The following is a 13,562-nucleotide window of genomic DNA, read 5'->3' on the forward strand; positions in this document are numbered from 1 at the left end:
GGTCTAGTCAGGTGGTCTAGTCAGGTGGTCTTGGCGGGAACGTCGAACGGCAGTCCGGCCCAGGTCACGCGGCGGTCGAGCAGCGCCTTCAGCCACATCACGGGAAGCAGGACTTCCCGGCACAATCCAGAGAGTGGGGACATCCAGGACCAGCCCCAGCCTTTGGCCGCGAAGAAGGTGACGTCGAGCAAGACCCAGCCGAGCAGGGTCGCGCCCGCCATCAGCCACCATGGCATTCCGAAGGCTGCAGCGCCCACGGCACCGCACAGGGCCGTGAAAGCGCCGCTGACCAGCGGTTCGGCGCAGAAGGCCAGCGACGCCTGGATTCGACGAATGACCATCCAGCGCTGGTGGCGGTCCCAGACTTCGCTGAACGGCCGCCGGCCGATCGGCTGACGGATCTCCTTGGCGGCGAACACCGTTCGCAGGCCGAGGCGTGCCAGCCCTTGCGACAGCGCGTGATCGTCGCCGAAGGCCGAAGCCATCAATCCGATGCCGCCCGCCCGCGCCAGATCTCGCCGGTCGAACAGCATGACCTTGCCGAAGCCGACGTTTGCGCCGGCGGCGGACAGTGCCAGCGTCAGCGGAGCGGCCTGCCCATTGAGGAATGCTCGCTCGAGTTCGGCGGCGAATCCGGTCGGGGCGACGGCAACCGGGATCGCGCAGACGAGGCCGACGCCGGCGGTCAGGTTCGTCATCAGATCGGCGAGTTGGTCGGGGCTCAGGAGAATGTTCGAATCCTTGATCAGGATCAGGTCGTGCTGCGCCGCTGCGATGGCCGGCGCGAGATTGCTGACTTTCGGGTTCGGAGTGATGCGCTCGTTTCCGGTCAGGATCCGCGCGCCGACCGCCGGGAATTGCGCAGCGACCTGCCGGGCGATCTCGATCATCGGCGAGTGGTCTTCCGCGGCGGCGACCAGAATCTCGCTTTGCGGATAGACTTGCGCGAAGGCGGACGTGAAGGCCGCTTCGGCTTCGAACTCCAGCCGGCGGATTGGGATCACGATCGAGACCGGCGGTCGATCATGTCGCGTAGCCAACCTGTGCCGTAAGCGAGGGTGCGCCAATGCGGCAGAGATGGTCGTGATGCGAAGAGCGCAGGAGATCGCCCACCATGCCGCTGCGGCGACTGAGAGCATCGGGAGCGCGTCCATCTCCGGCGCCTGTCACTCGTTGTAGAGTTCGGTGCGCTCGGGCACGTCGACATGGACTGCGGCGAACGCAAGGTCGGTCAAGCGCCGCGGCAACAGGCGGGTCAAATGCAGACCGAAGGCCAGCAGGCGGGGGAATGCGATGACCGCATCGCCGCGCTCCAGCCGCCGCCGTATGATGGCGGCTGCACGGTCGGCACTCATGATGAGGGGCTTCGGACAGACGGTGTCGCGGTTGAGCGCCGTGTCGACGAATCCAGGCGCAACGGTGCTGATGGTGACGCCCTGGGCGGCAAGAGTAGGACGAAGCGACTCGGCATAGGCGTGAAGGCCGGCCTTGCTGGCGCTGTATGCGGGACAGGAGGGCAGGCCGCGCAAGGCGCCGATCGACCCGATGACGGCGATCGTCCCGCGCCCGCGCATGCACATCCGCTCCGCCAGGGGATCGATGGTGTTGATGGCGCCGATCAGGTTGATTGCGATCACGTTGCGCACGACGGCCGGATCTTCCCGCAGCCGGCCGATGCCGAGCCCAGCGGTGACCCCGGCGCCGGCGATCGCGAGCCCGATCGGGGCGGCGTCGTCGATGGCGCGGATCCATCCCGCCATTCGATCGCGATCCCGGACATCGATTGATGCGGTCGTGACGGCTGCGCCTTTGGCCCGGCATTGTGTTGCCGTTTCTTCCAGGCGGCCCTCGTCCCGACCGGACAGCGCCATGTGGATCCCCGGCGCGGCATAGTTCATCGCGAGCGCGCGGCCGATGCCGCTGCTGGCTCCGGTGATGACGATCGAGCTGGGAGCGGACATGATGTGCGATCCTCAGCCGTCGTGGCGCGCCGCGATTTCAGCGACGCATGCTGCGTACCCCGCATCGGTCGAGACGATGACGCGCAGGATCAACTGCTCGGCGCGACCGCTACTCGGCACGTCCGATGGCATTCGCTTGACAACACGACCGGAGAAGAGGAGGCGGCTGCCAACTGGAACGGGCAACAGGAAATTGCCATGGATGCGATTGATCCGCAGTGCCGGTATCCAGTCGCGGAGCGCGCCTTCGATCTGCCCCATCGCCAGCATGCCGTGGATTATCAGGCCGTCGAGACCCGCGGCGCGAGCCGTCGCGGGATCGCTGTGGAGCGGATTGTCGTCGAGCGATGCCGCCGCGTAGCTCTCGGTCTGCGCGATGTCGATCGGCCCGGTCTCGATCACCGGAAAGCTCGAGTCCGGCATCGGGCGCGAGCGGAGTGCGGCGTCGCGTGCTGCGTCGGGACGAAACGTGCGCAACAGCGTGTCGAGCGTTGCGACGATCCGCCCTTCGGAATCGCACACGGTCCCGCGCAAGAGCGTCCGGTCCGTTGGGGTCCGCTCGCGACGGGCTTCGACTGCGAAGCCGTAGTCGCGATCGGGGCCGAGGCCTTCATGATAGGTGAAGGTCTGCGATTGCTGCACGACGATTTCATCGGTGAGCCCGAGCCTGCCGATCACGGTTGGTCGGATTGCGGGAAGGCTGAGCCAGCGGATCGGAAACGCAAACGGTACGGGGCCGAAGCCGCGCTGCAGCCCCAGCGCGGACACGAAGGCAGCGACGTCCGCCCTGTCAGCCCGGACCGCAATCGGACCGATGCTGACCTGATCCTGCGCGCTGTCCGGCCCGCTCACATCAGATCCCTCAGGGTCAATCCGCCCGCGCGACAGCGAGGCATGCGTTGACGCCTCCGAAGGCGAAGGAGTTCGAGATGGCGACGCGGATCGGCATTGCGCGCGCCGCATTGGCGACCGGGTCGATGCCGCATTTCGCATCGGCACCGAGCCAGTTGATGGTCGGCGGCGCAATGTTGTCGCGCATCGCCATGATGGTGATCGCCAGTTCGATCGCCCCGCCGGCGCCCAGTGCGTGGCCGTGGATCGGCTTCGTGGACGACACTGCGAGGCGGGGCAGCCGGTCGCTGAACACGCGCTGCAGCGCCTCGGCCTCGGCGATATCGTTGGCGACGGTGCCGGTGCCATGGGCGTTGACATAGTCGATATCGCCGGGCGTCAGCCCGGCGTCGGCGATCGCCTGTTCGATCGCGGACCGAGCGCCATTGGGGTCGGGACGAACGATGTCGAAAGCATCGCTCGACGTGCCATAGCCGACGATCTCGGCCAGCGGTTCGACGTTGCGTCGGCGCGCGGTCTCGAGTTTTTCGATCACCATGATGGCGGCGCCCTCGCCGAGCACCATGCCGTTGCGGCCGGTGGAGAAGGGCCGACAGGCATCCGGGGTCAGCACTCGCAGCAATTCCCAGGTGCGGATATTCAGCGCGGTCATCGACGATTCGCTGCCGCCAACGATCGCCCGCTCCACCGCGCCGGACCGGACCAGCGAGGTACCTACTCCGATCGCCTGGGCCGACGAGGCGCAGGCGCTCGTGATGGTGAAGGTCGGGCCAGTGCAGCCGTAGCGTATGCTCAGGTGCGAGGTGGCGGCGCTGCTCATGATGCGCGGAATGGCCAGCGGATTGAGACGGGACTTCGTCGCGTAGGCGCTGTAGCACTGCTCGTCGATGGTGGTGATGCCGCCGACGCCGGTTCCGAGAATCACGGCGGTCGTCGGCCCCTGGCGCTCCTCGCGCGCAAGGCCTGCCTGGGACAGGGCTTCGTCCGCAGCGACGATGGCAAGCTGCGCGTATCGGTCGCAGAACGGCAGAACCTTGGCCTCGACATAGCTCTCCGGGGCGAAGGATTTGATCTGCGCTGCGAGCTTGATCTGGTTCGAGCCCGGCCGCTCGAACTCGAGCGGTCCCACGGCGCTTTGTCCGTCGCGGGCTGCGCGCCAGAGGGCGTCAATGCCCTTGCCGGTCGCGCAAGCCGCGCCCATGCCAGTGACGACGACGCGAGGGCGCGACACGTCAGCTGCGCTCCACCAGAATGCGGGCTTCGATCTGTTGCACGAATCCGCTCAGGTCCTTGACGTCAGCGATGCCGCCGTCGATCGGCACATAGACGCCGAACTTCTCCTCGATCGCCATCAGGATCATGACGACGTCGATGGATTGGATCTCGAGACTCTCCAGCGTCGCATCGGGGGTCGTCTTGGCCGGGTCGATCTTCCCTTCGCTGACAATGACTTCAAGGATCTGGTCGGCCAGGGAGGCGGCAAGAGCGGCCTTTTCCACATTCGATTGGGTCAATCGTGCCTCCGATTGCGTGCCAAGTTGCGCTGCCTAGTTACGGCAACTTCAAGTCAGTCTACAATGCTCTTCTCGTAGACTCCATAGGTGTGGGACTGTCGCAATCCGATCCGCGTCAGGGATTGCGCCAGGGGGTTGTTGTCGAGAACCCACCCCGCTATTGCCCGGTCGATGCCCAGCGTCGATCCGCGCTTCCAGAGTTCCTCGACCATGACGGCCGCAATCGCTGCGCGGAGAGCGCTGCTGCGGTATTTCGAGGCCATGCCGAGCAGGACAATTCTGAAGGAACGGTACTTCGCGCGTTTGATGCGGATGAACAGCTTGAGCCAGCCGACGAGGCTCGGGACAGGCCCGAGCCCGGCGGCGACATCGAACAAGTTGGGAATCGCCAGCATGAATGCTGCGGGCTCGCCATCGACCTCGATGAAGAATCCAGCGTCCGAAAACAGCATCGGCTTGAATTGGGCCGTCAGTGCACGCACATCGGACTGCGTGGTCGGGGTGAAGCCCCAATTGTCCTGCCAACCATCGTTGAAGATCTGCCTCGCCAGCTCCATGTCGGCGTCGAGGGCGTCGAGATGAATGTCGCGCGTGGTGATGCCGGCGTGACGTCGCATGGAGGAGAATCGTTCGAAACGCCCCTCGGTGCCGACGTCCATTCTATTGTACTCGAAGCAGAGCAACTCTCGGACGAGCGCGTATCCGGCGTCGCGAACGCGACCATCGAGATAGCCGGGATGCCATGGGAACAGCGTCATCGGCGGCTCCTGTTGCCCTTCCAGGAGGAGGCCAGATTCGCCATTGATCGACAGCAGGAACGGTCCCCGAGCCACCTTGCGCCGCTGCTGACGCAGCCAAGCCTCCGCGGCCACGAACAGCGCGTTGACGACGTCGCCGTCGTCGATCGCGTCGAGACACCCGAACAGTCCGATGTCGGCCGCTTCCGGCCCGGTGGCAGCGTGATCGATCTGGGCCGAGATGCGTCCCTGCGGCCGACCATTCCGCATGGCGATCCAATAGGCTGCCTGCCCATGCGTGAAGAATGAGTTGTGCCGGGGATCAAGCATCTGCCGCCGTTCGTAGTCGAGCGGAGCGACGAAACCCGGCATCCCGTTGTAGATCACTCGCGGCAGGACGATGAAATCGTGTAGTTGCGCGCGGGTGTGGACCTGCTCGATCGTCAGCGGCGACGAGGTCGTGCGGCGATGCACCACCGCAGAAGAGGAGCGGCCGTTCTCGCCGGTTGCGGTCATGTGCGGTCTCGGGGCAAGGCAGCGGGATGGGGGCTGCCGTGGCGGTCGGGCCCTTCGGCCCCACCGCCGAGGAACCAAAGCCACTGGGCCGCGGTTCGAGCCGTATTGTAATGCGCGCGCATCTGGGCATGTCCCTGACGCGCAATGCGATCCAGCCGCACATCATCGTTCCAGATCTGCCGAATCGCGTCGCGCCATTGATCCGCGGTCTGCGCCGACGGCATGCCGCAGATCTCGCTGAAGGCGACAACATCCGGCGACCGGGCGTCGCCGATGGCCGGACATCCCCGGGCGAACAGGCCACGCATGCGGCCGGCAGACTTGAGATAGGAATCGGGAACTGACGGCCGCGCCGGGACGATGCCCAGCCGGGCCTGGGCTGCCAGCGCGCACAGCGCTTTGGGCGACCAGGCGGCGTAGCGGACTGGCAGAGCACCCCACTGTTCGCTCCGCTCCGGAAGGTTCGTGAGGATGACCAGTTCGGCATCGGTGTCGCGGCCGAGCGAAGCGAGCGCGTCCTTCAGGGCGACGAGACCATCGAGGCTTTCCCGCGTACCATGCCACAACAAGAGTGGCGGTCGTTGCGAGGGTGCCGCAGCGTCGAGCGCGGCGCCGCCGCTTTCGATGAGATCGACCGTTTCGGTCTCCTCGATGAACCAGGTGCGGGAATGGGCAGTCCCTAAGAACGATGCGAATACCGGAGAGGAAACCGAGACGACATGAGCGAAGCGGTCGAGATTCGCCCAGACCCGATCCGCGTCGTCGGGCTGCAGCAGGACGGTACGATGCGGTGAGCACAGGCCACGCGGCGGGACCGCCTTGAGGCAGAGCAGCCAATCCACCGGCGCTGTGGGGAGGCCTCCGGCATCGATCTGCCAAGGCAGACCGAGAGCTGCGACTTGACGGCGCAACTCCGGTACGACCCGATCGACATGGATGGCGGTGCTGGGCCATGGATTGGGTGTCCAGAAGTGAATGCGGAGTGGCGCGCGGCGCGGGTCGGGCGGCGGTTCCTCCGGGACAGGTACGAACCGGCCCGTTGTCCGTCCGCCGTGATGCGCCGCCAGCATGTGCCGGAAGCGAAGCTTGGCCGGCAGAAGCGGCGCCCAGCGGGGCAATGTGTTGTCCCAGATCAAGAAAGAATACCGGTACGAATTGTATTCAACGATTCCGTCGTTCTTCTCTACCGTTCTTCGCCCCGGATTGATAGATATCGGACATCTTCAAGGTTGCAATTGCCAGGGCCTGCTCGTTGATGTTTGATGGCATGGCCTTCGTCCGCAGTCTGCGCAGATGCCATCACTCGCCATCAAAGTCGAGAACGTCTCCAAAGCCTATACGGTCTGGTCGTCGCCGGCGGCGCGCCTACATGGGCCGATGCTCGGGCGGCTTGGCCAACTGCCGTTCCTGCCGGCCGCGGTGCGAGACACCTGCGAGCGATTGTCGCATGGCGCCGTGCGCAACTACTACGCCCTGCATGACGTCTCGCTCGAGGTGCGGCGCGGCGCCAGTGTCGGCATCATCGGCCGCAATGGTTCAGGCAAGAGCACGCTCTTGCAGCTGCTCGCTGGGACGCTGACGCCGAGCCAGGGCGAGATCGCCGTCGTCGGCAGCATTGCCGCCATGCTCGAGCTTGGCAGCGGCTTCGATCCGGACTTTTCGGGGCGTGAGAATGTCTATCTGAATGCGGCCATCCGCGGTATGAGCCGGCGGCAAACCGACGCGAAATTCGACGAAATCGCCGCGTTTGCGGACATCGGCGACTTCATCGACCAACCGACCAAGACCTATTCCAGCGGCATGACCGTCCGTCTGGCGTTCGCCACCTCCGCCTGTCTCAAGCCGGAGGTGCTGCTGGTTGATGAGGCGCTGAGCGTCGGCGACATCTTCTTCCAGCAGAAATGCATCCGCCACATGAGGGAGGCGATGGCCGATGTCACCAAGGTCTTCGTCACGCACGACCTCCAGGCGATCCGCAGCGTGACCGAATACGCCTATGTGCTCGACCGCGGCGAAATCGTCTTCGCCGGAAGCTCCAGGGATGCAGTCGATTTCTACATCAGGATGTCGCACCGCGTCTCCGACGGACGCGACCGTTCCGTGGCGGACGCCGGCTCCGCAGCGCTGGGCAGACGCTCCGCGCCGGGCGCGGACATGGACGCGAACAGGTTCGAGCGGCTGCCATGGATTGATCTCAAATCGTCGCAATTGAGCGGGGCGGGGGACGTTCTGATCAGGCGGGTCGCCGTCACCAAACCTGATCTTGCTCCGGCCGGTATGGTTCAGGCGGGGGACCGGATCAGCGTCGACCTGTTGCTGGGGTGCGCCGCAACGAAGACGCACGTGATCGTCGGCTATCTGCTCAGCGACCGTCACGGCAATCAAATCTGCGGCGAGAACAGTTGTAGCCTCGCTCGCGGCGTCGTCGCACTCGATCCCGGCGAACACCTGGTGCGGCTCGAATTTGTCTGGCCGGAAATCCAGCCGGGCGACTACACCCTTACGGTCGGCATTGGCGAGGGGACGGATCCGCTGCGGCACGTCGTCCAATGCTGGGCTCATAACGTCGTCAAGCTCAACGCCATCAGTCCTGGTCGGGCGATCCACGGCATCTTCAACAACCCGATAACGAAGCTCGACATCGTGCCGCTTGGCGGTTCCACGGCCTGGCCAGCCCCCGGTTCGGCAGCGCCTCCATCAATCCGGTGTGGCGTATGATCGAGCCCGAGCATTCCGCCGACTTGTCGCAGCAACCAGCCTGGGTCGTCAGCGAACCAGCTTACGAGTCGGATGTCCTGAACCCGCAGCTCGCGATATCCCCCTGGCAGGGGCACCGCGACTTCGCCTATGATCTGGTCGGCTTTTCGCGGCCGCGCCTGATCGTCGAACTCGGCGTTCACTACGGCTGCTCCTATTTTGCCTTCTGCCAGGCGGTCAAAGATCGCGATCTGCCGAGCCGGGTCGTCGGCATCGATACGTGGGAAGGCGACGAGCACTGCGGCCACTACGGCGGCGAAGTGTACGAGACGGCAGCGAAGACGATGGCTGGCTCGTTCGCCGATGATCGCTTTGTGCTGTATCGCGCCCGCTTTGATCAGGCGACGGAAGCGTTCGACGACGATTCGATCGATCTGCTGCATATCGACGGCCTGCACACCTATGATGCGGTTCGCAGCGATTTCACCACCTGGTTGCCAAAGCTTGCCCCGGACGGAATCGTCCTGATGCACGATATCGCGCCGTCATCGGGCTACGAGTCCGCCCGTTTCTGGGCAGAGATCAAGCAGCGCCATCCGCACCTCGAATTCCTGAACCGGTGGGGGCTCGGCATCCTCTTTCCCAAGGGCGAACGCTGGTACCGCGCCGGGCTCGCGGAAGGCGTGCCGGACAAGATCCGCGGCTATCTCTACCGCGGCGAATGGCTCGTCGAGCGCTACCGCGCCGCCATCGACTTGCAATGGCAGAGGGAGCAGACCGACCGCTGGTGGCAGGAAAGCGAGAGATTCAAACAGCGCGTCGGCGAGCTGGAAAGACGGCAGCCTTCTGGCTGGTTGCGCGCGATCGGCCTCGTTCGTCGCTCCGACGGTGATTGACGAGATGGATTGGGGATATCGGCAGATGGATGACACTGTTGCGGTGATCACGCGGACCAGGAACCGTCCGTTGCTGTTGCCGCGCGCCCTGGACAGCGTGCTGGACCAGAGCTTCGAGAATTGGATTCACGTCGTGGTCAACGACGGCGGCGATCCTGCCACGGTCGACGGACTGATCGCCCAGCGCACGGGCCGCTATGCAGGTCGTTGCCACGTCATCCACAATAATACATCGCGCGGCATGGAAGCCGCGTCAAATCAAGGCGTTGAAGCGTCATCCAGCCGCTATATCGTTATTCACGACGATGATGACGCATGGCGACCGGACTTCCTCAGTAAGACCGTGGCCTATATGGAGGCGAATGCGACGTTTCCGAAACTGGCCGGCGTGATCACCCACACGGAGAGAGTCGTCGAATCCATAAAGGAGGACCGGATCGAGACCGTGCAACGACATGATTTCAATTCCTGGGTGAAGGGGGTGCATTTGTTTCGCATGCTGGCGCAAAACATGTTCCCGCCGATCTCGTTCCTGTTCAGGAGAGATGCGCTGGTGAAGATCGGCCCGTTCCGGGAGGATCTTCCAGTTCTGGGTGACTGGGAATTCAATGTCCGATTCCTGCAATCCTTCGAGATCGGAGTGCTGTGCGAATGCCTGGCCTATTATCACCATCGTTTGCCGGCAGGCGCGGTCGAATACAGCAATTCGGTCGTCGATCAGAGCCACCAGCATGAGAACTACAGCGTCTTCCTCCGCAACGAATGGCTTCGTCAGGAACTGAATAGCGGCCGCACCGGGATCGGCACCCTGGCCAATATTTCGTGGCAGATGTTTCTATTGGAGGCGTGGCTTCGAAAGCGGCGCCAGGACAAGGGCTTTCTTCATCGCGTCTTTCGCCGAAGAAAATTCGATTGAGCATGCAAAGCTACATGGACGCGGAACTCCAATCCAGACTTGATGACGCCGACGTCGTTTCATTCGACGTCTTCGATACGTCGATTCTTCGCGCGTTGGCGGAGCCCGATGATCTCTTTCTGTTGATGGAGCCGGCAGTGCGCCGCAGGCTCGGCGCAGATTCAATACAGTTCGCGGCGGCGCGGCGCGATGCGGAGCGGTTGGCGCGCGAACGTGCCTGGCAAAGCCATCGTGCCCGGGAAGTCACGTTGGACGAAATCTACGGCACCCTTTCCGAGACCCTGGCTATCGATTCGGAGTTATCTAAGGCTGTTGCTCAAATGGAGATCGAGGCGGAGCTCGACGTCTGCCGGCGCAATCCGTTCATTCATGATGCCTATCGCTGGTGCCGCGATCGCGGCAAGCGAATCGCCTTCATCTCCGATTCGTACCTTCCGGAGCACGTGATCGCCGATCTGCTGCGGAATGCCGGCTACGACGGCCATGAAGCCTTGCTGGTTTCGTCGGTCTCGAAGAAGACGAAGTCAACCGGCGAGCTCCATGCCGAAGCGCGAGCGCGCCTGCCCGGTGAAGGTCAGCGCTGGCTCCACATCGGCGACAATGTCCGCGCGGATATCGAGATGGGACGGAAGCATGGAATGTCGACCTGGCATTACCGGCGCTGCATGGACGCGTATATGAGCTCTCATCGCGCCTCGAAGGTGTGGAAGACATCGGAGCCTGCATCTGCGGCAAGGTCGGTCGCGCAGGGGCTGATCGCCAACCGGATCACTCATGCAAGGCGGAACGCCGTGCCGGTCTCGCGCGAGGAGAGCTTTTGGGAGGATTTCGGCTATGTAACGGCCGGTCCGCTGTTTGTCGGCTTCACGGAATGGTTGATTGAGCAGGCTAAGGCGCGCCAGTTGGACGCCCTGTATTTCCTGGCCCGTGAAGGGCTCGTTATGCAGCAGGTCTATGACAAGCTGGCCGCCGCGACGGATGGAGCGGTCAAAGAGACTCACTATCTTTATGGTTCGAGGCGTGCGCTTAACGTGGCGGCGATCAAGGACCTCAATGAGGATGTCATCCGGTTTCTGTCGGGCGGGACATCGGTGCTTACAGCAGCGCAATTCATCGAGCGCGCTGGCGTCGACTGGCGCAAACATCAGGGAGCTTTCGGTGCGGCTGGATTTAGCGGCCCCGACCACGAGGTCAAGACGGAAGCGGACTATGGACGCCTGCGGCAATTGTTCCTCGGGCTTGCAGGACCGATCTGCGAGAACGCGCGCGAGGAACGTGAGGTTCTGCTGGACTATTTGAGCGCTTCCGGTCTGGTGGGGGGCCGCCGCGTTGGCCTGATCGACGTCGGGTGGCATGGTACGATGCAGCGGTCGATCACCGATATGCTGCGCGAGAGGAGGGATTGCCCGGAGATTACCGGACTCTACCTCGGCACATATGGGTTCGCGCACGAGATCGTTCTGCCCGACGAGAAATATCCCCACGACGCCTATCTTTTCCGGCGGGGCGAACCGGACGACTACCGGCGCTTGATCTGGGAGGGGGTCGAAGTCGTCGAATTGTTGTTTTCGGCGACGGAGGGCACGATCGTTCGTATGGAGCGCGACGCCGACGGCAACTATTTTCCCGTTAGGGCGTCCACCGATCTCGAGCCCTACAGGGTCGAGAGTATCGTGCGCATGCAACAAGGGGCGATGCAATTCGTCGACGACTATCTGGCGCTGAAGGTCCGGTTTCCGGACCTCGCCTTGTCCAAGGACGCGGCGGCGGCGCAATTGAAGCGCTTCCTGCAGTATCCGACCGAAGCCGAGGCGCGTCATGTCGGCGATATTCCGCACGGAGAAGGATTCGGTGCCGTATACGCAAGACGACTGCTGGCCTATCCGCACAGTCTGCGGATGCTGGCGCGACCGCAGTCGTTCCGATGGGTGCTCCGGCACGATTATTGGCACGCCGGCCGCAATCGTCGCGGCTCACCGGTGCAGCGCGCGGTTTATTGGCTTCTGACCCGGTAATCCCGCGGACGTCGACGCCGGCGCGGCCAACCCGCCGGCGACGCCCTCCGCCTTGGTCCCATGGTCATCGCCCACAGTCCGCGCTCGTTCCATCAGCGCGAGATCGCGCGACGTCAACCCAAGGATCAGGAAGAACAGGATCACGCCCGCATATCCGAACCGATAATCCGGCACGACGATGAGGGGAAGCAGCATGACCTGATAGGCGATAGCCACGGCCAGATAGACCATCCACTCCGGTCGACGCCGATGCAGCTTCAGCCGCACTATGGCCGCCAGAAGGACGACGGCTCCGATCATCGGCAGCCAATGGCTGGAGAGCCATTGAGGCGCGGCATCGAGATAGGCATTCACCATTCCGTTCGCCTTCGGCCAAAAGAGGTGAATACGAGGATTTGAATCGATGCCGGGATGGTACGTCCAATGCCCGCGCAGGTACTCGCGCACGATGACGCTACGGGTGTCGAGATATGCGAGCGGATAGGCCACAACGGCGCTCTCCCAGCGGCGACGCAGCTCTGCCAAGTCGTCGCCGACGACGAACCGCACCATTTCGCTTTCGGGATTCGCCCATGCGATCGGAGACAGGCTGTCGCTCCAGTAGTGCCGCTGCAGCACAGCAAGATCGTTGGCGGGAAAGCTCGCGGGAGTCAGCAAGAGCTGATCGGTCCGGATCGAAATGCCGGCGAGGTCGAACAGAAAGATCCCGCCCTCGGCATGCCGGGCTTCAGGCTTGACGACTTTTGCGACGAACAGGCCTAGCGCGGCGGCGGTGAGGAGCAAGACCCCGGCGAAGCGGACGGCGGGGAGCAATTTTCGTCCGGCCAGGACGTACTCACCCCAAATGAACAGCGGCAGCAGGAGAACGGTCTCCGGGCGTATCGATGGCGCCAGCGCAATCAGGGCTGCGCGCGTATGGACGAGCCTGGTTGGCGCGGCCGCCGAGGACATCGCGAAGGTCGCGACGAATAGCGCGGCCACCCAGGTGTCCTTAGAGACCGCAACGAGGTGGTTGAGTACGGGGGGGAACAACGAGAATCCGAACGCGGCCAGCAACGCCGCCGGCGACGAAAGGCCATTGGCGCGTAAGGTGAGGACGACCGCATAAACGATCGCGAAGACGATCAGCGTGGTATGCCCCGCGACCAGGGCCGGAGAGGCGCCGATCGTTCTCCACAGCCAGGCCACGAGAGGAGCGTGCCAGTCGTGAAAGCGGTCGCCGAGTGCCTGGCCGTACAGGTCGAGCGCATCGGCATTCATCCGTCCGGGAAACGAGGGCAACGCGATCAGCGCTGATCCGACGAAGGTCAAGAGCGCCAGAGCCCAAGGCGGAAAGCGATCCTGATGCTCGGTCGTCATGAGCGCTGTGCCTGAGAAGGATGCGGAATCGTCGCTGTCGGCTTGCGAAATTCAGCTATTTGCTTGCACTCGTTTGGCGCTACTGTCAAACTTGTTGAT

The 13,562-nt window shown here is 63.7% G+C and carries 12 protein-coding genes; 4 read left to right on the forward strand and 8 right to left on the reverse strand.

Annotated elements, in window-relative coordinates:
• Positions 1-20: 20 nt before the first annotated feature.
• From QX126_RS17520 to QX126_RS17550, 7 genes are read right to left on the reverse strand one after another with little or no spacing between them, the layout of a single operon-like run.
• Positions 21-1,154 (reverse strand): glycosyltransferase, encoded by a 1,134-nt coding sequence (locus QX126_RS17520; RefSeq protein ID WP_315782545.1) that lies wholly within the window; start codon positions 1,152-1,154, stop codon positions 21-23.
• 12 nt (positions 1,155-1,166) lie between these two features.
• Entirely contained in the window at positions 1,167-1,961 is a 795-nt protein-coding gene (locus tag QX126_RS17525) for an SDR family NAD(P)-dependent oxidoreductase (protein ID WP_315782547.1), read from the reverse strand.
• Positions 1,962-1,973: 12 nt separating this feature from the next.
• Entirely contained in the window at positions 1,974-2,924 is a 951-nt protein-coding gene (locus QX126_RS17530; protein ID WP_315782549.1) for a MaoC family dehydratase, read from the reverse strand.
• Complete coding sequence (locus QX126_RS17535) at positions 2,830-4,044, reverse strand: beta-ketoacyl-[acyl-carrier-protein] synthase family protein (RefSeq protein WP_315717187.1); 1,215 nt, start codon at positions 4,042-4,044, stop codon at positions 2,830-2,832. Before QX126_RS17535 ends, QX126_RS17530 begins: the two co-directional genes overlap by 95 nt.
• A gap of 1 nt (position 4,045) precedes the next feature.
• Entirely contained in the window at positions 4,046-4,327 is a 282-nt protein-coding gene (locus tag QX126_RS17540; protein ID WP_315776286.1) for an acyl carrier protein, read from the reverse strand.
• A gap of 53 nt (positions 4,328-4,380) precedes the next feature.
• Positions 4,381-5,580, reverse strand: coding sequence for a hypothetical protein (locus QX126_RS17545; protein ID WP_315782551.1), 1,200 nt, complete (start codon positions 5,578-5,580; stop codon positions 4,381-4,383).
• The gene (locus tag QX126_RS17550) at positions 5,577-6,716 is read right to left on the reverse strand and encodes a glycosyltransferase (protein WP_315782553.1); all 1,140 of its coding nucleotides are present in this window, start codon (positions 6,714-6,716) and stop codon (positions 5,577-5,579) included. Before QX126_RS17550 ends, QX126_RS17545 begins: the two co-directional genes overlap by 4 nt.
• Before the next feature lie 157 nt (positions 6,717-6,873).
• Between QX126_RS17550 and QX126_RS17555 the strand changes: the two genes are divergently transcribed.
• Genes QX126_RS17555 through QX126_RS17570 form a run of 4 tightly spaced genes read left to right on the forward strand, consistent with a single transcriptional unit; the run spans position 6,874 to position 12,104 of the window.
• Positions 6,874-8,298, forward strand: coding sequence for an ABC transporter ATP-binding protein (locus tag QX126_RS17555; RefSeq protein WP_315782555.1), 1,425 nt, complete (start codon positions 6,874-6,876; stop codon positions 8,296-8,298).
• Positions 8,295-9,173: a class I SAM-dependent methyltransferase gene (locus QX126_RS17560; protein WP_315782557.1), complete on the forward strand. Its 879-nt coding sequence runs from the start codon at positions 8,295-8,297 to the stop codon at positions 9,171-9,173. The genes QX126_RS17555 and QX126_RS17560 overlap by 4 nt, the downstream gene beginning before the upstream one ends.
• 25 nt (positions 9,174-9,198) lie before the next feature.
• Positions 9,199-10,089 (forward strand): glycosyltransferase family 2 protein, encoded by an 891-nt coding sequence (locus QX126_RS17565; protein ID WP_315782559.1) that lies wholly within the window; start codon positions 9,199-9,201, stop codon positions 10,087-10,089.
• A gap of 2 nt (positions 10,090-10,091) precedes the next feature.
• On the forward strand, positions 10,092-12,104 hold the full coding sequence (locus QX126_RS17570) for a hypothetical protein (protein ID WP_315782561.1): 2,013 nt from the start codon (positions 10,092-10,094) through the stop codon (positions 12,102-12,104).
• Here the strand turns inward: QX126_RS17570 and QX126_RS17575 are convergent.
• Positions 12,063-13,463, reverse strand: a complete 1,401-nt coding sequence (locus QX126_RS17575; RefSeq protein WP_315782563.1) for a hypothetical protein — start codon at positions 13,461-13,463, stop codon at positions 12,063-12,065. The two genes, QX126_RS17570 and QX126_RS17575, sit on opposite strands and share 42 nt — an antisense overlap.
• Between the last annotated feature and the right edge of the window lie 99 nt (positions 13,464-13,562).

Source organism: Bradyrhizobium sp. SZCCHNPS1003, assembly GCF_032381555.1.
Lineage (GTDB): Bacteria > Pseudomonadota > Alphaproteobacteria > Rhizobiales > Xanthobacteraceae > Bradyrhizobium.